The sequence below is a fragment of the Pseudomonas sp. 7-41 genome (assembly GCF_021233075.1).
GTDB classification, from domain to species: Bacteria; Pseudomonadota; Gammaproteobacteria; order Pseudomonadales; family Pseudomonadaceae; genus Aquipseudomonas; species Aquipseudomonas veronii.
The window spans coordinates 1,529,101-1,549,618 of record NZ_CP089551.1; the positions used below are offsets into that span (position 1 = coordinate 1,529,101).

Annotated in this window: 22 protein-coding genes; 1 reads left to right on the top strand and 21 read right to left on the bottom strand. The window is 60.6% G+C overall.

Going from position 1 to position 20,518, the window contains the following annotated elements:
• Nucleotides 1-75 precede the first annotated feature (75 nt).
• The 8 genes from LQ249_RS06710 to LQ249_RS06745 form a co-directional block, all read right to left on the bottom strand.
• Entirely contained in the window at nucleotides 76-810 is a 735-nt protein-coding gene (locus LQ249_RS06710; protein WP_017844608.1) for an amino acid ABC transporter ATP-binding protein, read from the bottom strand.
• The gene (locus LQ249_RS06715) at nucleotides 807-1,478 is read right to left on the bottom strand and encodes an amino acid ABC transporter permease (RefSeq protein ID WP_046384547.1); all 672 of its coding nucleotides are present in this window, start codon (nucleotides 1,476-1,478) and stop codon (nucleotides 807-809) included. The genes LQ249_RS06710 and LQ249_RS06715 overlap by 4 nt, the downstream gene beginning before the upstream one ends.
• The gene (locus LQ249_RS06720) at nucleotides 1,478-2,224 is read right to left on the bottom strand and encodes an amino acid ABC transporter permease (protein WP_017844610.1); all 747 of its coding nucleotides are present in this window, start codon (nucleotides 2,222-2,224) and stop codon (nucleotides 1,478-1,480) included. Before LQ249_RS06720 ends, LQ249_RS06715 begins: the two co-directional genes overlap by 1 nt.
• A 194-nt stretch (nucleotides 2,225-2,418) precedes the next feature.
• Nucleotides 2,419-3,345 (bottom strand): glutamate/aspartate ABC transporter substrate-binding protein, encoded by a 927-nt coding sequence (locus LQ249_RS06725; protein ID WP_017844611.1) that lies wholly within the window; start codon nucleotides 3,343-3,345, stop codon nucleotides 2,419-2,421.
• Between the two features lie 315 nt (nucleotides 3,346-3,660).
• On the bottom strand, nucleotides 3,661-5,199 hold the full coding sequence (gene glpD / locus LQ249_RS06730) for a glycerol-3-phosphate dehydrogenase (RefSeq protein WP_057004346.1): 1,539 nt from the start codon (nucleotides 5,197-5,199) through the stop codon (nucleotides 3,661-3,663).
• A 275-nt stretch (nucleotides 5,200-5,474) separates the two neighbouring features.
• A complete protein-coding gene (locus LQ249_RS06735) occupies nucleotides 5,475-6,230 on the bottom strand; it encodes a DeoR/GlpR family transcriptional regulator (protein WP_017844613.1) in 756 nt (251 codons plus the stop codon).
• A 95-nt stretch (nucleotides 6,231-6,325) separates the two neighbouring features.
• Nucleotides 6,326-7,831 carry a glycerol kinase GlpK gene (gene glpK / locus LQ249_RS06740; protein ID WP_017844614.1) on the bottom strand — a complete coding sequence of 502 codons (1,506 nt, stop codon included), beginning with the start codon at nucleotides 7,829-7,831 and terminating at the stop codon, nucleotides 6,326-6,328.
• A gap of 79 nt (nucleotides 7,832-7,910) precedes the next feature.
• Entirely contained in the window at nucleotides 7,911-8,765 is an 855-nt protein-coding gene (locus LQ249_RS06745; protein ID WP_026139753.1) for an MIP/aquaporin family protein, read from the bottom strand.
• Nucleotides 8,766-9,092: 327 nt separating this feature from the next.
• Here LQ249_RS06745 and ybaK point away from each other — a divergent pair, with 327 nt between their 5' ends.
• A complete protein-coding gene (gene ybaK, locus LQ249_RS06750; protein ID WP_017844616.1) occupies nucleotides 9,093-9,563 on the top strand; it encodes a Cys-tRNA(Pro) deacylase in 471 nt (156 codons plus the stop codon).
• A gap of 24 nt (nucleotides 9,564-9,587) precedes the next feature.
• Here the strand turns inward: ybaK and LQ249_RS06755 are convergent, their stop codons facing one another.
• From LQ249_RS06755 to LQ249_RS06820, 13 genes are all read right to left on the bottom strand, one after another.
• Entirely contained in the window at nucleotides 9,588-10,697 is a 1,110-nt protein-coding gene (locus LQ249_RS06755) for an ABC transporter ATP-binding protein (RefSeq protein ID WP_046384545.1), read from the bottom strand.
• Nucleotides 10,694-11,614, bottom strand: coding sequence for an ornithine carbamoyltransferase (gene argF, locus LQ249_RS06760; protein WP_026139754.1), 921 nt, complete (start codon nucleotides 11,612-11,614; stop codon nucleotides 10,694-10,696). The genes LQ249_RS06755 and argF overlap by 4 nt, the downstream gene beginning before the upstream one ends.
• A gap of 217 nt (nucleotides 11,615-11,831) precedes the next feature.
• On the bottom strand, nucleotides 11,832-12,962 hold the full coding sequence (locus LQ249_RS06765; RefSeq protein ID WP_232566283.1) for a tyrosine-type recombinase/integrase: 1,131 nt from the start codon (nucleotides 12,960-12,962) through the stop codon (nucleotides 11,832-11,834).
• Nucleotides 12,963-13,222: 260 nt separating this feature from the next.
• A complete protein-coding gene (locus tag LQ249_RS06770) occupies nucleotides 13,223-13,753 on the bottom strand; it encodes a Lar family restriction alleviation protein (protein WP_232566284.1) in 531 nt (176 codons plus the stop codon).
• On the bottom strand, nucleotides 13,750-13,986 hold the full coding sequence (locus tag LQ249_RS06775) for a hypothetical protein (protein ID WP_232566285.1): 237 nt from the start codon (nucleotides 13,984-13,986) through the stop codon (nucleotides 13,750-13,752). The genes LQ249_RS06770 and LQ249_RS06775 overlap by 4 nt, the downstream gene beginning before the upstream one ends.
• Nucleotides 13,987-14,195: 209 nt before the next feature.
• Nucleotides 14,196-14,732 carry an Arc family DNA-binding protein gene (locus LQ249_RS06780; RefSeq protein WP_232566286.1) on the bottom strand — a complete coding sequence of 179 codons (537 nt, stop codon included), beginning with the start codon at nucleotides 14,730-14,732 and terminating at the stop codon, nucleotides 14,196-14,198.
• Nucleotides 14,729-14,902, bottom strand: coding sequence for a hypothetical protein (locus tag LQ249_RS06785; protein WP_232566287.1), 174 nt, complete (start codon nucleotides 14,900-14,902; stop codon nucleotides 14,729-14,731). The genes LQ249_RS06780 and LQ249_RS06785 overlap by 4 nt, the downstream gene beginning before the upstream one ends.
• Nucleotides 14,902-15,222, bottom strand: coding sequence for a hypothetical protein (locus tag LQ249_RS06790; protein ID WP_232566288.1), 321 nt, complete (start codon nucleotides 15,220-15,222; stop codon nucleotides 14,902-14,904). The genes LQ249_RS06785 and LQ249_RS06790 overlap by 1 nt, the downstream gene beginning before the upstream one ends.
• Nucleotides 15,223-15,267: 45 nt before the next feature.
• On the bottom strand, nucleotides 15,268-17,352 hold the full coding sequence (locus LQ249_RS06795; RefSeq protein WP_232566289.1) for a DNA cytosine methyltransferase: 2,085 nt from the start codon (nucleotides 17,350-17,352) through the stop codon (nucleotides 15,268-15,270).
• Nucleotides 17,353-17,395: 43 nt separating this feature from the next.
• Nucleotides 17,396-18,487 carry an RNA-directed DNA polymerase gene (locus LQ249_RS06800; RefSeq protein ID WP_232566290.1) on the bottom strand — a complete coding sequence of 364 codons (1,092 nt, stop codon included), beginning with the start codon at nucleotides 18,485-18,487 and terminating at the stop codon, nucleotides 17,396-17,398.
• 281 nt (nucleotides 18,488-18,768) lie between these two features.
• Nucleotides 18,769-19,125, bottom strand: coding sequence for a four helix bundle protein (locus LQ249_RS06810; protein ID WP_232566291.1), 357 nt, complete (start codon nucleotides 19,123-19,125; stop codon nucleotides 18,769-18,771).
• A 54-nt stretch (nucleotides 19,126-19,179) separates the two neighbouring features.
• Nucleotides 19,180-19,800: a DUF1566 domain-containing protein gene (locus LQ249_RS06815; RefSeq protein WP_232566292.1), complete on the bottom strand. Its 621-nt coding sequence runs from the start codon at nucleotides 19,798-19,800 to the stop codon at nucleotides 19,180-19,182.
• A gap of 79 nt (nucleotides 19,801-19,879) precedes the next feature.
• Nucleotides 19,880-20,491 (bottom strand): DUF1566 domain-containing protein, encoded by a 612-nt coding sequence (locus tag LQ249_RS06820; protein WP_232566293.1) that lies wholly within the window; start codon nucleotides 20,489-20,491, stop codon nucleotides 19,880-19,882.
• Between the last annotated feature and the right edge of the window lie 27 nt (nucleotides 20,492-20,518).

Here is a 20,518-nt window from a genome sequence, read left to right on the forward strand (position 1 = left end):
CCAGGATGTGCGCTTCATCGTTGCCGTTTTTTGCGAGCAAGCTCGCTCCTACAGGAGGAGCAAGCTGTGGCTTTTTTAGTGCTGCAGGATTTTCTCGAGGAAGTGCTGCGCGCGTTCGGAGCGGGCGCTGATGTCGCCGAAGAACTCTTCTTTCGGGCAGTCTTCGATGATCTTGCCGGCGTCCATGAAGATCACGCGATCGGCCACTTTGCGGGCGAAGCCCATTTCGTGGGTCACGCACATCATGGTCATGCCTTCCTGGGCCAGTTGCACCATCACGTCCAGCACTTCGTTGACCATTTCCGGGTCGAGGGCCGAGGTCGGTTCGTCGAACAGCATGACGATCGGGTCCATGGCGAGGGCGCGGGCAATCGCCACACGTTGCTGCTGGCCACCGGAAAGCTGGCCAGGGTGCTTGTGGGCGTGCGCCGACAGGCCGACGCGATCAAGCAGTTGCAGGCCCTTCTTGGTGGCTTCTTCCTTGCTGCGGCCGAGCACCTTGATCTGCGCGATGGTCAGGTTTTCGGTGATGGTCAGGTGCGGGAACAGCTCGAAGTGCTGGAACACCATGCCGACGCGCGAGCGCAGTTTCGGCAGGTTGGTCTTCGGGTCGGCGATGGACGTGCCGTCGACGATCACGTCGCCTTTCTGGAACGGTTCCAGCGCGTTGACGCACTTGATCAGGGTGGATTTACCCGAGCCGGACGGCCCGCACACCACGATCACTTCGCCTTTTTTAACCTCGGTGCTGCAATCGGTCAGCACCTGGAAGTCGCCATACCACTTGTTGACGTTTTTGATAGAGATCATACGGCAAACCTTTTTTGCAGACGCTTGACCAGCAGCGAGGCGGAAAAGCTGATGATGAAGTAGACGACACCGGCGAAGATCAGGAACTCATTGGAGCGGCCGATGATGTCGCCGTTGGAACGGGCGGAGTTGAGGAAATCCACCAGGCCCACGGTGTAGACCAGCGAGGTGTCCTGGAACAGGATGATGCTCTGTTGCAGCAGCAACGGGGTCATCTTGCGGAACGCCTGGGGCAGGATGATCAGGCGCATGGTCTGACCGTAAGTCATGCCCATGGCCTGCGCGGCCGCCATCTGGCCCTTGGGGATCGACTGCACGCCGGCCCGCACGATTTCACAGAAGTACGCGGCCTCGAACATCATGAAGGCCACGACGCAGGAGGTGAACGCACCGATCGGCGTGTCTTCGCCGGTGATCCAGCGCAGCACGAAGGGCACCGCCAGGTAGAACCAGGTGATGACCAGCAGCAACGGGATCGAGCGGAAATAGTTCACGTAGGCGCCGGCCAGGCGTGACAGCAACTTGCTGGACGACAGGCGCATCAACGCCAGGATCGTGCCGAGGACAATACCGCCGACCACGCCCATGACCATCAACTGCAAGGTCATGACCATGCCGTTCCACAGGCCGGGGATCGCGGGGATGATGCCGCTGAAATCGAATTCCATTATTTACCCCCCACGGAGATCAGGCCGGGCACGGCGACTTTCTTCTCGACCAGGCGCATCAGCAACATCAGGCTCATGTTCAGGGTGAAGTAGATCAGCGTGGCCAGGGTGAAGGCTTCAAACAGGTTGGCCGAGAATTCGGCGGTCTGCTTGGTTTGCGCCAGCAATTCCATCAGGCCGATCAAGGACGCCACGGAGGAGTTCTTGAACACGTTGAGGAATTCCGAGGTGAGCGGCGGAATGATGATCCGGTAAGCCTGCGGCAGCAGCACGTTCCAGTAGATCTGCGGCAGCTTGAAACCCATGGCGCGGGCGGCGGCTTCCTGGCCACGCGGCAGCGCCTGGATGCCGGTGCGTACCTGCTCGCAGACACGGGCGGCGGTGAACAGGCCCAGGCACACCACAACGCTCAGGTAGGCCGAGGTGGTCGGGTTCAGGTCTTGCTTGTACCAGTCCTGCAGGTTTTGCGGCAGCAGGTCGGGTATCAGGAAGTACCAGATGAACAGCTGCACCAGCAGCGGCACGTTGCGGAACAGTTCCACGTAGCAGGTGGCGATGCCCGATACGATACGGTTTGGCACGGTACGCATGACCCCCAGCATGGAGCCCAGCAGCAAGGCGATGATCCATGCCACGACGGCGATGGCAATGGTCCAGCCCAGGCCGGCGATGTACCAGTCGAGATAAGTCTCGCTGCCAACGCCAGTGGACTTGAAGAACACGCCCCAGTCCCAGTTGTAATTCATTAGGGTCTCCCCTCGAGATCGATCGATGTACAAGCACCCGCTTGGGGAAAATCCGTTCCCGCCTGACGGTGAACGCCAGGCACACACGATCGGCTCGAAAACCGCCCGGTCGAGTGTTCCAAAATATAGCCAGCAGGTAGTAACAGACGCCTGAGGGAGGAGTGGCTCCCTCAGGAGATAAGGTTAGCCAGAAATCAGATTTTTACGTCAGGCGCAGGCTTATCGCTCGGATTGGCGATCAGTTCCTTGACCTTGTCGCTCATCGGGAAGTTCAGGTTCAGGCCTTTTGGTGGGATCGGGCTTTCGAACCACTTGCTATAAATCTTGTTGATTTCACCGGATTTGTAGAGAGCGACGATGGCGTCATCCACGGCTTTCTTGAACGCAGGATCTTCTTTGCGAACCATGCAGGCGTAGGCTTCGAAGGACTGCGGAGTACCAGTGATAACCCAGTCATTCGGCTTCTTGGCCTTGGCTTCTTCACCGGCCAGCAGGGCGTCGTCCATCATGAAGGCAACGGCGCGGCCGCTTTCCAGCATCTGGAAGGACTCGCCGTGGTCTTTGGCGGAGATGACGTTCATGCCCATCTGCTTGTCGGCGTTCATCGCCTTGATGATGCGCTCGGACGTGGTGCCGGCGGTGGTCACGACGTTTTTGCCTTTGAGGTCGGCGAAGTCGCTATAGGACGGCTTGCCATCCTTGTCTTTCTTGACCAGCAGGCGGGTGCCGATTTCGAAGATGTTGGTGGTGAACGCGACTTGCTGGGCGCGTTCGGCGTTGTTGGTGGTGGAACCGCACTCGATGTCCACGGTGCCGTTCTGCACCAGCGGGATACGGGTCTGGGACGTGACCAGGTTGTACTTGGCCTGCAGCTGGGGCTTGTTCAGGTCTTTTTTCAGGGCTTCGACGATCGCCAGCTGAATGTCGTGGGAGTAGCCGACCGGTTTACCCGAACCATCCGCGATGTAGGAAAACGGAATGGAGCTGTCGCGGTGCCCGAGGGTGATGGTGCCCGAGTCGTTGATTTTTTTCAGCGTGCCGGTGAGTTCGGCGGCGAAAACTGGAGTGCTGATCAGAGCGGCAGCGATAGCTGCGCCCAAAATATGGGGAACGATGCGCATCAATACTTCCTCGACATTTGTTTTTTTTATGAAGCCGGTTAAGCGGCTCTCTTATACAGCGAATGCCCGTGACGGCTCCTGAGGCATCTCAGGCAATCGTCCTGAAGTGTAGAGCATGAGTCGTGCCAGTCCACGAGTAAAAGGTTAACTATATGATTTATATAGTAATTAAGTTTTTATGAGCGAGGATTTATAACGGCCAGGTCCGGCAAACCGAATCGCGCAGGGGAATGGTGTTCGGAAAACCGAATGGCTGAACCGATATGAAAAAGCCCCCGGGCCTTGCGGCGCAGGGGCTTTTGTACGAGCAGTCTGTCAGGCCGCCTGGATCTTGCTGCGGTTATGCTCCACCTTGGACAGATAACGCCGCACATTGGCCTGTTCTTCCGGGGTGGTGAACAGGCCAAGCTTGGTGCGGCGCCACAGCACGTCCTCGGGTTGGGTCGCCCATTCTTCGGCGCACAGGTAGTCGACTTCGCGGGTGTACAGGCCGCCACCGAGGTGGTCGCCGAGGTCGGCCAGCGATTGCACGCCTTCGAGCAGGCGCCAGGTGCGGCTGCCGTAGGTGGTGGACCAGCGCCGCGCGATTTCGCTTGGCACCCAGTCGAACTGGGTACGGATGGCCGCAGCGAGGGCTTGCGGCGTGCTCATGTCTTCGCCGCCCGGCAGGCTGGCGGTGGCGGTCCAGCTTGGGCGCATCTGTGTGAAATAGGGCGCCAGGTGGGCCATCGCCGACTCGGCGAGCTTGCGGTAGGTGGTCAGTTTGCCGCCGAACACCGACAGGATCGGCGCCTCGCCAGCGCCGCCGGAGAGCGACAGGGTGTAGTCGCGGGTGATGGCCGACGGGTTGTCCGACTCGTCGTTGCACAGCGGGCGCACGCCGGAGTAGGTGTGGACGATGTCGTCGCGGCTCAGTTGTTTCTTGAAGTGAGCGTTGACCACCTTGAGCAAGTAGTCGGTTTCACCTTCGGTAATCGCCACTTTCGCCGGATCGCCGGTGTATTCGCGGTCGGTGGTGCCGATGATGGTCAGGTGGTCCAGGTATGGAATCGTGAACACGATGCGCTGGTCTTCGTTCTGCAGGATGTGCGCGTGGGCGCCTTCGTACAGTTTCGGCACGATCAGGTGGCTGCCCTGGATCAGACGGATGCCGTAGGGCGAATCCAGCTTCAAGTCTTCCTTGATGAATTTGGCGACCCACGGCCCGGCGGCGTTCACCAGCGCCTTGGCGCGGATCGAGAACAGGCTGCCGTCGGTGCGTTCCATGTTCATTTCCCACAGGCCCTTGCTGCGGTACGCGCTGACGCAACGGGTTTGGGTGTGGATGTGTGCGCCTTTTTCACGCGCGGCCATGGCGTTGAGCACCACCAGGCGGGCGTCATCGACCCAGCAGTCGGAATATTCGAAGCCTTTGGTGATTTCGCTTTTCAGCGGGCTGTCGGGGCCGAACTTGAGGCTTTTCGAACCGGCGAGCTTTTCGCGCTTGCCCAGATGGTCATACAGGAACAGGCCGGCGCGGATCATCCACGCCGGACGCAGGTGCGGGCGGTGCGGCAACACAAAGCGCATCTGCTTGACGATGTGCGGGGCCTTGGCCAGCAGGACTTCGCGTTCGGCCAGGGCTTCGCGCACCAGGCGGAATTCGTAATGTTCGAGGTAACGCAGGCCACCGTGGATCAGCTTGCTGCTGGCGGAAGACGTGTGGCTGGCCAGGTCGTCCTTTTCGCAAAGGAATACCGACAACCCGCGCCCGGCTGCGTCTGCTGCAATGCCGACGCCATTGATCCCGCCACCGATTACGGCAACGTCATAGACTTCGGCAAGCGGTGGAGCAGGCAAGGTGGAAGGGTTCATCGGCTGGCCTCGCGATCTTTTCGTATTGGAAATCGAACATTAATGTTCATTTCCGAAAATTGTAGCTGATAAACGCGCCCACAGCCACCCGACTTCGATTGAAAAAACTCATCGAAGGGCGAGAAAAGGAAAATTTGTGAACATGTGCCTGGGGAAGGCTCAAGGAAATGGGGGCTGGATCAATCGCTATCGGGGGCAAGCCCCTCCCACATTTGAATGGGTTCACACATCAAAGTGTGGGAGGGGGCTTGCCCCCGATAGCATCAGTGCAGGCGCTAGACGACTTCCAGCCGAACCTTATGCTGGTTCAACAACTGCACCAGCGCCGGCACCGGCTGCTGGTCAGTCACCAGGCAGTCCACCAGGCTGATCGGGCCCAGGCGAATCATGGCATTGCGCCCGAATTTGCTCGAGTCAGCCGCCAGGATCACCTTGCGCGCATTGGCGATGATCGCCTGGGAAACCCGCACTTCCTGGTAGTCGAAGTCGAGCAGGCTACCGTCTTCATCGATACCGCTGATGCCGACCAGGGCGAAATCGACCTTGAACTGGTTGATAAAGTCGACGCTGGCCTGGCCCACCACGCCGCCGTCACGTCGCACACTCCCGCCAGTCAGCAGCACGTCGAAGTCGTCCTTGGCGCTGAGCATGGTGGCGACGTTGAGGTTGTTGGTGATGATTTTCAGGTGATTGTGGTTGAGCAACGCACGGGCGATGGATTCGGTGGTGGTGCCGATGTTGATGAACAGCGAGGCATGGTCGGGGATTTGTGCGGCGATCGCTTCGCCGATGCGCTGTTTCTCGTCGCGCATCTGGTCGGCCCGCATGGCGTATGCGGTGTTTTCGACGCTGGAATCATAGGCTGCGCCGCCGTGGTAGCGGCGCAACAGGTTGGCGTCCGCCAGCTGGTTGATATCGCGGCGGATGGTTTGCGGGGTGACAACGAACAACTGCGCCATTTCCTCGATACTGACGTAGCCGCGTTCGCGGACCAGTTCGAGGATTTGTTGCTGGCGGGGAGGCAGATTCATTGGGCGTCCTTTGGGCTGCCATACAAAAGTGGCCCATGATGACGCAGGAATCTGCTCCCTGCCAGTTACAACCCTAAGTGGTTCCGGCGAAGGGCTTATTCAGCGCCTTCGTGCGGTTCCCAATCACGGGTGCGGCTCACCGCTTTTTGCCAGCCGGCGTAGAGTTTCTCCTTGGCCGCTTCTTCGAGCTGGGGTTCGAATTCGCGCTCGATCACCGCTTTGCCGCGCAATTCCTCCAGGCTGCCCCAGAAGCCGCAGGCCAGGCCCGCCAGGTAGGCGGCGCCGAGTGCCGTGGTTTCGCGCATTTGCGGGCGTTCGACCTGGGTGCCGAGGATATCGGCCTGGAACTGCATCAGGAAGTTGTTGGCCACTGCGCCGCCGTCCACGCGCAGGGATTTAAGGCGTTCGCCGGAGTCCTGCTGCATCGCGTCCAATACGTCGCGGGTCTGGTAGGCAATCGACTCCAGAGCTGCGCGAATAATGTGATCCACGCGCACGCCACGGGTCAGGCCGAACAACGCGCCACGGGCATACGGGTCCCAATACGGCGCGCCCAGGCCGGTGAACGCGGGCACCAGGTACACGCCGTTGCTGTCCTTGACCTTGCCGGCGAAGTATTCGGTGTCGTGGGCGTCGTTGATGATTTTCAGCTCGTCGCGCAGCCACTGTACGGTGGAGCCACCGTTGAACACGGCGCCTTCCAGGGCGTAGGCCACTTCGCCACGCGGGCCGCAGGCGATGGTGGTGAGCATGCCGTGCTTGGATTTCACCGCTTTGTCGCCGGTGTTCATCAGCAGGAAGCAACCGGTGCCGTAGGTGTTCTTGGCCTGGCCCGGTTCCACGCACATCTGGCCGAACAGCGCGGCCTGCTGGTCACCGGCGATGCCGCCGATGGCAATGCCACTCTTGGTGCGGCCGTAGATTTCCGACGACGATTTCACTTCCGGCAGCATTTCCCGCGGCACATCGAGGATGTCCAGCATCTTCGCGTCCCACTCCAGGGTGTGGATGTTGAAGAGCATGGTGCGCGAGGCGTTGGTGTAGTCGGTGACGTGGGTCTTGCCGCCGGTGAATTTCCAGATCAGCCAGCTGTCGATGGTGCCGAACAGCAGCTCGCCGTTGCGCGCACGTTCGCGACTGCCTTCGACGTTATCGAGAATCCACTTGAGCTTGGTGCCGGAGAAGTACGGGTCGGTGACCAGGCCGGTGGTGTCGCTGATGTATTGCTCGTGGCCATCACGCTTGAGCTGCTGGCAGATCTCGGTGCTGCGGCGGCACTGCCAAACGATGGCGTTGTAGATCGGGCGGCCGGTGACTTTGTCCCAGACCACGGTGGTTTCGCGCTGGTTGGTGATACCGATGGCGGCGACCTGGTCATGGTGCAGGCCGGCCTGGGCCAGGGCTTCGACCATCACCGCGCTCTGGGTCGCGAAGATTTCCATCGGGTCATGTTCGACCCAGCCCGCTTGCGGGTAATGCTGGGCGAACTCACGTTGGGCGGTGCAGACCACGTTGGCGTCACGATCGAAGATGATCGCCCGGGAACTGGTGGTGCCCTGATCGAGGGCAATGATGTAGTTCTTATTCTGAATGTCGGTCATGTCGATTGCCTTGGACGAGAAATAAGGAAGTGGGTAAACCGCCTGGGCCACGAAGGGGCAGGGTGGACCAGGCTGGCTATCAGGAAATGCGGGTGTTGCCGTTGACGGCGCTGTCTTCGGTTTCGGCGACAGCGGGTGCGGCGCTTGGCAGGTGACGGGCAATCAGCCCGCGATACGCTGCAGCCCCCAGGCATGCACCGACAATCGGTGCGAAAATCGGCACCAGGAAGTAGGGAATATCACGCCCGCCAGTAAAGGCCATTTCACCCCAACCGGCGAAAAAGGTCATCAGCTTGGGCCCGAAATCCCGTGCCGGGTTCATCGCAAAGCCGGTCAGCGGGCCCATCGCGCTGCCAATCACCGCGATCAGCAAGCCGATCAGCAGCGGTGCCAACGGGCCGCGTGGCAGGCCGTTGTTATCGTCGGTCAGGGCCATGATCACGCCCATCAGGATCGCGGTGATGACCATTTCCACCAGGAAGGCCTGGGCCGTGCTCAGCAGTGCATGGGGATAAGTCGAGAATACCGAGGCCAATTCCAGGCTGGCCTGGGTGCCGCGCACCAGATGGTGGGTTTGTTCGTAATCGAAAAACAGGTTGCTGTAGAGCGTGTACACCAGGGCCGCGGAGCAGAAGGCGCCGGCGACTTGGGCGAGGATATAGAAGGGCAGTTTGCGCTTGTCGAAATCGGCAAAGAGACACAGGGCGATGCTGACCGCCGGGTTCAGATGTGCCCCGGAGATGCCCGCGCTCAGGTAGATCGCCATGCTCACGCCGATCCCCCAGATGATACTGATTTCCCATAAGCCAAAGCTGGCACCCGCGACCTTGAGCGCAGCGACACAACCGGTACCGAAGAAGATCAGAAGCGCAGTCCCCAGGAATTCGGCCATGCATTGGCTCGAAAGTGAAGGCTGTTGAAGTGCAGTTGTCATGGAAAACCTCAATTTGTTGTTCTTGTCTGGCGTCTGGCCTCAACGGGCCTTGCGCGATTTTCACCGTGTCGAGGATCCCCATCCCGGGCACGGCTTACTGCTGGAATGCTGCGGATGTATTCCTACAGTATTCGGAAACGAAAAAATATAGACAAGAATGACTGCTGTCAAAGGTCGAAAGTGAACTATCAGTCATTTTCGAACTATAGGTTTGATGAATGATCACGCTCGCCACAGTAAGTATTGCCATGAGTGAGGGGCGTACTAGAGCGTTTTGTGTGGGCTTGGCCTAGAATTGGCCATCCGTTTGCCACGCCTGGAGCGTCCATGACCCCCGCATTGGATTTGTTGAAAAAAGTTCGCGCCGAACATCGCATTCACAGTTATGAACACGATCCCAAAGCTGCCTCGTATGGCCTGGAGGCCGCGGAAAAGTTGGGTCTGGACCCGGCGCAGGTGTTCAAGACCTTGCTGGCGAGCAGCGAGAAGGGCGAATTATTGGTGGCGGTGGTGCCGGTCGTCGGAAGTCTGGACTTGAAAGCCCTGGCGCACGCCGCCGGGGTGAAAAAAGTCGAGATGGCCGACCCGGCGGCGGCGCAGCGTTCCACTGGCTATCTGCTGGGTGGGATCAGCCCGTTGGGACAGAAAAAGCGTTTGCGCACCTTTATTGATATTACTGCGCAGCCGTTCCCGACGATTTTTGTCAGCGCCGGGAGACGGGGGTTGGAAGTAGAGCTGTCCGCAGCGGTTCTGGCCGAGCATACCCAGGCCACGTTCGCGCCGATCGGCCGGGCCTGAGTTCGAAGGCTGGAGCGGGGTTCTTCAGTTGGCCGGGCTGTAGCGCCGCACACCCGAATCGGTGTGCGGAATCTGCGCCGCCGTGCTGCCGGAAGCCCGGAACAGCACCAGGTGTTCGACGGCGACGCGGATCCCCACGTCTGCACCGACCTGATGGTCGGCGTGGCTGGGGAAGATCGACTCCAACTGGGCGCCCGTCGGCAGTTGCAGGCGGTACAAGGTCGAGGCGCCGAGGAACGTCTTGCCGACGATCCGCGCTTTCAATGCGCTGTCCGGTGCGTAGACGATGTCGTCCGGGCGCAGCAATACATCCACGGCGCCACCTGCCGGCCAGCTATACGCGCGGTTGCCGCGCAGGTCGCCGAGCTCGGTGCTGACCGATTCCGGCGTACACAATTGGCCACGGATGAAATAGCCCTGGCCGACAAAGCTTGCGACGTAGGGTGTGAGCGGTTCGTGATAGAGGTTGTAGGGCGTATCCCACTGCTCCAGGCGACCTTCCTTGAACACGCCGACGTGGTCACTCACGGCAAATGCTTCTTCCTGGTCATGGGTCACCAGGATCGCACTGGTGCCACGTGCCTTGAGAATGTCGCGCACCTCATGGCTGAGCTTGCGTCGCAGCTCGCCATCGAGGTTGGAGAAGGGTTCGTCGAGCAGCAACAATTGCGGCTCCGGCGCCAAGGCGCGGGCGAGGGCCACGCGTTGTTGCTGACCACCGGACAGCTCGTGGGGAAAACGCTTGCCCAGGTTCTTCAGGTTGACCAGCTCCAGCAATTCGGCGACCACGCGGTCTTTCTGCGGGTGCTTGCGAATGCCAAAGGCGATGTTGTCGGCCACGCTCAGGTGGGGAAACAGCGCGTAGTCCTGGAACACCATGCCGATGCGACGTTTCTCCGGCGCCAGGGTGAACCCTGCACTGGAGATGACTTCGCCGGCCAGGCTGATTTCGCCTTCGTGTACCGGTTCGAACCCTGCGATCGCACGCAGGGTGGTGGTCTTGCCGCACCCCGAGGAGCCGAGCAGGCAACCGATGTCGCCGGCGTTGAGGTGCAGGTTGAGGTTCTGTACCACCCGCTGATCTTGATAGCCGCATGCCAGATTGCGCAGGTTCAGCAGTAATGGCTTGCTCATGCGTGGTGGTACGCCGGTTCGACCAGAAATTCGAGCAGGGCCTTTTGTGCATGCAGACGGTTTTCTGCCTGGTCCCAGGCGACCGAACGCGGGTCGTCGAGCAGATCGAGGCTGATTTCTTCGCCACGGTGGGCAGGCAGGCAGTGCATGAACAGCACGTCCGGCGCGGCCAGGTCGAGCAGGGCGCGGGTGACCTGGAACGGTGCAAACAGCTTCAGGCGCTTGGCGGTTTCGTCTTCCTGGCCCATGGAGGTCCAGACATCGGTGCTTACCAGGTGCGCGCCGACCACCGCGTCTTTTGGATCACGCAGGATCTGCACGCGACCATCGGCTTTGGCCAGGAATTCGGCGGACGGTTCGAAGCCTTCCGGGCAGGCGATGCGCAGGTGGAAGTCGAACTGGATCGCCGCTTCTATATAACTGTTGCACATGTTGTTGCCGTCGCCGATCCAGGCCACGGTCTTGCCCTGGATCGAGCCACGGTGCTCGAGGAAGGTTTGCATGTCGGCCAGCAACTGGCACGGGTGCAGGTCATCGGACAGGCCGTTGATCACCGGTACCCGGGAGTTCGCGGAAAATTCGGTCAGGGTGCTGTGGGCAAAGGTCCGGATCATCACCGCATCGAGCATGCGCGACATGACAATCGCGCAATCGCTGATTGGCTCGCCACGGCCCAGCTGGGTGTCACGCGGCGACAGGAAGATGGCCTGGCCACCCAACTGGATCATGCCGGCCTCGAAGGACAAGCGGGTGCGGGTCGACGATTTCTCGAAAATCATCCCGAGCACGCGGTTTTTCAAAGGCTCGAACAGTACGCCGCGGTTACGCAGGTCTTTAAGCTCAATGCCTCGACGGATCACGCTGACCAGCTCTTCGGGCGTGCAATCCATCAGGGAGAGAAAGTGCCTTGCGCTCATCATTAACTACCTTTTTGCAACAGACCGCAGATACTCAAAGCCTTGTTTATTGTGAAAACGGGCGAGACCTGCGGCGAAAGCCGCACGGGGCGACGAAATAGGGGAAGGCGCGATCTTATAATTAAATGTCGCGTCTTACCAATAGGTGGCTTAGCTTTAGGGGCTTTCGCCTCTTTCCCTGAATGGCCTGGGCCACAAATGGGCCAAAACCACAGGATTACAGCTTGTTCAGTTCGGCCCAGTCCGACGTGGAGTTGATCCACTTGGCATAGGTCGAGAGCAGCATTTGTACACTGTGGCCCAGTTGGTTTGCAATAAAACCGACCTTCATGTTCGCCATCAGGCACATTGTTGCGTAGGTGTGACGGCAGTCGTACTGCCGGCGCCGGCGTATCCCCAGCCGGGTCAGTGAGGCCATGAAGTATTTCTTCGTGGTGCTGTCCGACTTGATGAACTCGCTACTGCCATCCACGGGAGCGAACACAAACTCCGCCCCATCAACAGCCAGTGACCTGGCCACCTCAAGGGCATTCATCGCCCTGTCATTCAGCAGCACGTCGCGCACGCTCTTGGTCTTGATGCGTTCGCACAGCTTGCCCTTCACGATTCCGCGACATACGTGGGCCCGCCGCTTTTCCTTGTCGAGCTCTGCCCACTTGAGTGCGCGCTGCTCGCCCGGCCGCATGCCGGAGAAGAAAGCGAACTCGAAATAGGCGGCGTAGATCTTGGTCGGCCCAGTCAGGTGCTGGTACATGTCGGCAATGATGCGCTCTGCCTCTTCCCGTTCAAACGGATCGACCGGCCGCTTTGGCAGCTTCGCCCGGGGCATGGATAGGCAGGGATTGCGCGCGTTGTATCCATCTGTCACCGCCGCGCCCATGAGGCTGGACAGCTTGTCCATGGCGTTGCGGCGAACGCCTGGCGACTCCCAGGCAATGCTGGATACCACCCGCCGGATATCCGACGAGGTGATATTGTCGATGCGCTTGGCTGTGAAGGCAGGCATCCAGAACCGATTGAACACACTCTTGTAGTTGTCGCGGGTGCCCTCGACGATATCGCGGCTATCCAACCACACCTGGGCGAACTCGCCGAACGTCGGCGTCTTGCGGTCCAGATTGTAGCTGGAGTTGGGGAACAGCTCGGCGTACAGGTCGTCTGTCATCGCGCCGAGCCTGATCAGCTCCTTTACACGAGCGCGGAGACCACCTGCCGCTGCGAGCCCCTTGGGGGTCGGCTGATACGGCGTTGGCTCGCTTCGACGCTGACCGTTCCAAGTAAAACGGACCCTGACGCTGTTGCCCCTGGTCTCGACTCCATCTGGATGATCCATTGGTTTTCTGCCCATGCGTTGTATCGCTCCAAACTGTACATGATGCGGCCGCCCTCTTTGAGCCAGACGCCGTGGGGAATGATTCCGCTCAAGCGCTTGTGCTCCAGCGCCTTGGGGGTGGTGCCGATCAGTTCGGCGAGCCGCTTTTCTAAAACCTTGTCGACGACCAACGCCGTCGGGTCATCGATGACCGTTTGCTTTCTGGTAGCCATGGGAATGCCTCGCCACGCCGTTGCCGGGTGGATTGATTGAAGGGGAGGGGGTACAGAGAGGGGTTAAGGCTTGTTGCCGATGGTGCAGCCGCCAGGGCACGAGCCGCAGCAGGTTTTCACCACCGCTACCGCCTCGGGAAACTTACGATCCTCGGGGACCGGCTGGTATCCGGGGAACGCTATCTGCGCGGGTTGCGCATCTAAAAACTCCCGCCGCAACTTGTTCATGAAGAACTCATGCTCAGGCAGGGGCATGGAACCTTTCAAAAGTTCCACCGATTTCCGCAGATCGTTCGCCATATCCTGGACAGCGACGGCAGGGTCGCTGGGGTAACCATCTGGAATGCAATCGCTGATTAGCTTCAGCCACATTTTGGCAATTCGACCGCTACTTTCGCCAGGACGGTTGTTCCACCACTTTACCGCGTCATCCGTTGTTTGGCCCTCGCACTGGCCGCCGCAGTTCGTGCAGTAGATTTTGTAATGCACATCAAGAGCAGAGCGAAAAGCAGCGTGTTTCAGATCGGACTCACCGCAGAATGGGCACGGGGCTAGCGCACGCGGCACGCCGTCAATCGTTTGGTTGGTAGTCATGGCTTCACCCATTCGAATTCGCCAACAAGCACGGAGATTTCGTCGCCGTCGTCATCCAGCACGAGCATGGATTCTTGCGTGTCTGGCTCTTCATGAATCAAGTATTCGGCGCCAACCGTCATGCATGCGTGGCAGTCCTCACCGCCTTCGCCGGAGCCGATGTAGCGAACGGTGTTGCCAACGATCCATTCGGACCAGTTGGGCTGTGTCGATTTCTTCCGCTTTGCACTCATAAATCACCTCAGCAAATCAGTTGTGCCAGTGCCAGCAGGCACCAGCAGTAGGCGGGGAGTTGGGCTTTCATGGCTTGGCGCATCGCTTTTCCTCTCTGGCCTTTATGGCGCAGTCGGCGTGCTGGGTTCGCCAGCTGCCCGCATGTCGCTCAAAGTGCCCTTGTCCGACTTCCACACGCCGGTTGCAGCGGTAGCAGGTTCCTGCATGCTTATTCCGCATCTTTTCCACCAGAGTACCTAGCTACGGCGTCTTGGTATTCTTTCTCGCTGCCGTTGAGTGCCAAGTTGTAGCCCTGCATAAGCCCGTTTCGAAAGGCGCGGTCATGCGCGACCTCATCACCACTACCCTCTGCTGGCTTGAGTGCGGCCATGATCTTGCGTTTCAGCGGCGTACCGATGTCGTATTCCCAAGCCTCCCGCAACAACCCCGCCCACTCATCCGCACGCTCATCCGCTGCGGTCAGGCGCTGTTGCAGAGCGTCACGTTCCCGGATCGCCTGGGTGTGCTTGCCGCGCCAATGCAGTACGGCGTCCAGTTCTTCCTTGCCGGTGACGGCTTTTGCCAGTGCATCCAGCAACTGTTGCTGGCGCTTCTGATTGTCCAGGTACTGGCGCACGGCCTGGACAAACACCGTGTTCATGCTGGTGTCGAGGTAGTCGGCAGCGCCTTGAACTTCGTTGCGCAGGCCGTCGGGCAGGCGCACCACGAATTTATCGGCGGTGCGTGATGGGTAAAGGGTGCTCATGATTGTTTCTCCAGTGCGCGCAACTCGGCCATTTCTCGTTGCCGGGCCTTGCTGCATTTGTCGTGGTTACCGTGGGCGCGGGACTTCCCGCACTGGTCACAGATGGTTTCGAGGTCGAGCGGCTTCATGGGCCGCCCGCGAATCGTGGTGGTGCGGCGCAGGGCGGTCATCACGCCCCCTTCAACATATCGATAACGATCTTGACGCCGCTGGTAACGCTGGCAGGTTGCTGTGCGGCGTACCGGGTCAGGTCGGCAATGGCCTTGGTCCGCGTTGGCTCGCGCCGGATGGATGGGCCCAGGCCCTGCACGAAGTCCACGGCGAACCGCTTGCCCTCCAGTTCCATGACGCGGTTGATGGGGCCGGTGATCACCAGGTCGGGCAAAGGCTCGTTGGCCCGGACGGTTGGGAGAAGTTTGGATTTCGGCTTTGGCGCCTGGAACTGACGGTCAAACGCGTCCGCCAGCGCCTTGAGTGCTGTTGAGTTCATGGGGGAACCCTTGCCGGGCCATGCCCGGGCGGTGGAGTGGGGGAGTTATGCGGCGCGTGCTTGGCGTTCTTCAGCGCGCCATGGATCGTTGGCCCGCGCCAGCGCGGCCATCGGCGGCGGGCTGACGCTGTTGCCGCACATGTGCACCTGTTGGGTCTTGGTGAACGGCTTGCCGTCGGCGCCGTGGCTGATGATGTAGTCGGCCGGGAAGCCCTGGGCCTTGTACAGCTCCGTGGGTTTCAGCATCCGCAGGTAGATGTCGACGATCACATACGGGGTGCCTTTCACCATAACGGTGACCATGGCGAGGCGGTCCTTGGTGGTGATGGTCGGCGCCGGTGAATCGCAGGCGCTGATGTTCTCGGTGCCGTAGTAGCTGATCAGGAACGCGGCAACGCGCAGGGCGCCCGCTTCATGCTCTGGCGACAGGGTGAGCGACACCAGGGAGCTCTTGCCGCCGCCACCGGCGGTAATGGTAGGCGCCGGCTTTTCCAGACCCTGGCCCACGCTGCCGCCGAATGCTCGCTCCATGAATGCGCTGACCAGCCCGTGGTGCAGGCCGCCGGCGCTGACGGTGTGGAGCGGGTCGTTGAGGTCGCGTACATCGCAGTTGCCACGCAGGTGCACCAGGTTCGCCACGGCCAACTGCTGCTGGCTGCCGGTGTTGGTCACCGTGGTCATCGGCTCGCGCATATCCTTGGCGTGCGTGGTGTTGAATCCACCGTTGGCCTGGATCATCACCGCCGTGCTGACGGCCTGGCCGCCGCCGCTGGCAGTGATGGTGCCGATAGGGCCGCAGATGTCGTTCACCCCATGCGATCGGCGTTTGTTTGCGCCAGAACCTTCGCCGTGCCCGGCCTGGACAATGCAGGCCGAAGCCAGCGCTCGATGGTTCTGTGTCATCAGCGTGCCCACCGGCTGGTCCATGCCCACCGGCTTGCCTGAGTACTCCGGGCCACCGGCCCCAACCATCAGCGGACTGATCAGCGTCAGTTCGACGCGGTTCGCGCAGGTCACCGTCGGCAGTGGTTCGAGCGGGTCGTTGATCCGGTCGCTGCCCTGGTGCGTTGCCGGTGCGATGATCGGGCTGACCACACTGAAGGCGCCACCCTTCGGGTAGGAGGTGACGGTGCGCAGCGGCTCGTCGGCAGACTGCACCGTTTCACCCGACCAGTTCGCAATCGGGACAATGAACGGCGCAGGGCTGTCGATAACGAATTTCCTCATGCCCTTGGCGACTCGGCGCAGCGTGGCCTGGGCCAGTTCCTTCTTGCGGCCGAAAATGCTTTTTCCCAGGTCGGTGAAGTCGATGCAGTCAGCGGCGGTCTTCCACTTATGTTGGCCCTTGGCGGGGTTCTTGGCGTGTGTTGGCTCCGGCCACACGATCGGCTGGCCGTCGCACCGGGCGATCATGAACAGGCGTTCCCGGCTGGTCGGCGCGCCGAAGTCGCACGCCCTGATCACCTTCCACTCAACGACGTAGCCCATGCCTTCCAGCAGGGCTACGAACCGGCGCCAGGTGCGGCCGCGCTGCTTAGGGTCAGGCACCAAGAACTGGTTGGAAACCGGAACCTGTTCGCCTGGCGCCGCCACTCGGTTGGTGGTCGCGCCCTTTTTGCTTGGGTGCGGAATCTGGTCAAGGGTCACCACGCGGCCGGTGGCCTTGTCGCGCTTGGCGATCAACCGGCCCCACTGCAGGATCTGTTTCACGTTCTCGAGGCTGATCACCCGGGGCCGCTTCATGCCTGCCCACTTGAGCCCGATCCACGACAAGTTGCGGATCTCGCGCTTGCGCGGCTGGCCGCCGGCCGCCTGGCTGTGGTGCGTGCAATCCGGCGACATGTGAAACCAGCCCACGGCCTTGCCGCCGCATTCGGTGTCTGGGTCACCCTCGAACACGTCGGTGGTGAAGTGCTGGGCGCCTGGGTGATTCACGGTGTGCATGCTGATCGCTTGCGGGCTGTGGTTCTTCGCCACGTTCACCGCGCGGCCCAGGCCCATTTCCAGCCCGGTACCGGCACCGCCACCACCGCAGAAGAAGTCGACAACGATCTCATCGTCCTGAGGGTTGAAGCCGAGTCCGTATTGGGTTTTGAAATCGAAGGGGTGTTTCTTCTGTTGTGCGGACATGGGGGATCCTCGCGTTTAGCGTGATTCGGTAAAAAAATGTGGGCTATTTCTTCTGGTAGGTCTTGGTCAGCGCCGAATTGACGCTATTGCCGCGCTTCAGCACGACGCGGGCGAGTGCTGCCCGGTCTTTGTGGCTATGGCTGGCCTGGCTGAGCAGGCCGAAGTAGCTGTTTGCGGTCTCGCGCAGATCCTCCGCCGGCGCCACGGCGGTACGCTTCAGCGCCTGGGCAAGCGACCGCTTGCGAGTCGAGCGCCGCCAAGGCTTGATCACGTGCCCAACGAAGTCGACGCCGCGGTCCACGGGGTGCAGGATCGTCTTGGTGGGGTTCAGCTTGGCGCCGAGCCTGGGTAGGAACGCTTCGACCTCAGTCAGCCACTGGTTGAGCTGCTGCGGCGACTCATGCAGGAAAACGAAGTCGTCGACGTAGCGGATGTAGTGCTTGGCGCGCAGCGTGTGCTTGGCGAACTGGTCCAGGGCGTCGAGGTAGACGTTGGCGAAGAACTGCGACGACAGGTTGCCGATCGGCAGACCGAGGTGGGCGGGTTGCGCCACCAGCCGCTTATGTTGCGGCACCCGGTTGAACAGGTGCGCGGGGCTGCGGGTCTCGTAATCCTCACGCGGGTCGTGCATTAGGATCTGTGTGGCCAGGGCCAGCCACCAGGGCTCGGTGATCCTGGCAGCCAGTTGCTTGCGCAGCACCGCCTTGTCGATCGCGACGAAGAAGTTGGCCAAGTCGAGCTTGAGATACCAGCACGGTTTTGACCAGTTCTGCGAGGCACTGCGGATCTTCGACTCAAGGCGCTTGGCGGCATACAGCGTTCCGCGCCCTGGAATGCATGCGCAACTGTCCGCTATGAAGCTGGCGTAGAAGCGCGGTGCCACATGGTTGTACAGCAGGTGGTGGACGACGCGGTCCCGAAAGGCCGCTGCCCACACTTCGCGGGCTTTCGGTCGGGTGACCACGAAACAGATGGATCGGCCTGGCCGGTAAGTGCCGGCAATCAGGTCGTCGTGTAACTGGATCAGATTCCGCTCGAGGTCTATCTCGAAGGCCAGCGCGCTGTCGCTGTTGCGCTTGGTGCGTCGGCAGTCGTAATAAGCCTGGACCAGATCCTGAAACGGGTAGGGACCCAAAGTCGAATCTGCGGACGGGGCGGACACGGAGCTCGTTGTTCTTGTCGTTGTTGTTCTGATTGCCATCATCGAAGTTCATGTTGAATGCGTTGTTGGCTGAGCGCTGCGACCTATCGTGCTATCTACGTCGCCGGGCCGAAGGCAGAGCCGATCAGCAAGGAAACTGCGCGAGACCTACACGGACGCTTTAGACCGGCGGTATCTCTTTTGCGCATGGCGGTGACCCATCAGGTCAGCGGCACGACCAGATTCAATTCGCACAGACCAGAAAGCCGTAACCTTCAGGTAGCGGGCGCGGTTGGGGTAGAGCGTTTCCAGGCGCTGGCTTGTTTGCCTATTGAGGTCGTTACCTCAATTGCCTGGGCGTGTTGCGGGATGCTGATGAAGCGGTTGTCTTTGAAGAGCCGCATCAGGAACTCGACCACCTGGACCTTCTCGACCAGCAGGGTCAGGTGCGGGCGCTTGTCCTGTGTGGCGTTTGCACGGGCGATCAACATCAAGACCTCGATGCATTCATCGATCACTCGCTTACCGAGCGACTGCTTCAAGTCGCGCGGGATGTTCCTGGTCATCGTTGTGGCCATGTGCAGAAGCCCCATCGAGGCCTTGTAGATCTGCAAGTCCGTGTGCATTGCCATGAGGCTCGCTCTCCAAGAGCAACCGGCCGCAAGCGGCCGGATTAAATAAACGAATTATTGAATAAGTTCGCTGCGGACGGGGCGGACACGGAGCTCGCCGCCCTTGACGCCGCTGCCCTGACCGCCATCAGCGAAGTCCACGTCGAATGCGTAGTAGGCTGAGCGCTGCGAAGATGACCAGTACCAGGTGTCGCGGAAGGCTTCGGCGCCGCCCTCCTGGAATGCCGCATGGACGGTCTGCGCTGGATCTTCTTCGCTGTACCGCAGGCCTACTGGCTCGCTGTTTGGGCTGTCACCGCTGCGGGCGCCTGCCCAGTTTTCTTCGGTGGTCGGTTTGAAGTGGCGGTACTGCAGCTCTTGCACGTCGCGCGCTGGGATTGCCCAGTCGGTGAAGCCTTCGATGCTCAGGGCCAGCACCCTTGCCGCCAGGTCACTACCTACCGCCGCCATGGCCTTGGTATTTGCCAGGCTGTCGGTGAAGCTGTCGGCGCCCTCGATCTTCTCGCCGTACTCGCCCCACTTGCCGACCAGTTCATGCTCGGCACCAGCGGTGATGTTCAGGAAACGCTGGCCGGTTACCGGGTCGCGGGTAATGCCGGTGACGAAACCGCCGCCGTAGGCCTGGCCGATGGCTGGGGTGGTTACGGCCGGTGCTGCTTTCTCAACTGCGGACATGGTGCTTCCTCTTTTCGAAGGCAACAAAAAAGGCGCTATGCGCCCTGGTGTGCCGGATCAAGAACGAATGGATGAAGGATTAAATAAAGAATCTGCGGACGGGGCGGACACGGAGCTCGTGGCTCTTGCCGCTGAGGCTCTGATTGCCATCACCGAAGCTCAAGTCGAATGCGGTGTAGGCTGAGCGCTGCGAGGATGACCAGTAATAGCAGTCCTGGGCGAACGCCTCAGGACAGTTCAGCCAGCCCTGATACAGCTCGGCAGCGGCCGGCAGGTAGAAGTCATGGTGACCATCAGCCTGGTACTCGGCACATGCGTCGGCAGCGGGATATTTTCGCTCGTCGTCGTTGCCGATCAGCACTTGGGTGTTGATGTAGCCGTCAGTCTTGCTGAGGCCTTTAACCTCCACGCCACGGCCGCCCCATTCGAGGCTGCCAACATCCTTCGCGGCGATGATCAGGTAATGCGCTGGCACGTCGCCACGGGCATGGACGAAGCCGCCGTTGATGCCGCCCTGTCCCAGCCACGGCTGGCCGATCTCCGGGGTCGGGGATTGGGGTACTTGCTGAACATTCGCCGCCGGCGGCAATGCCTGGGCAAACATGCTTGCGGCCAGCAGATGAATCATGCGCTCCGCCGGGCCTTTGATTTTGAGGCCGTCGGCCTCGATGGAAATGGTCTTGGCTTTCATGCTTTAAACCTCAAAGAGTAGTGATGC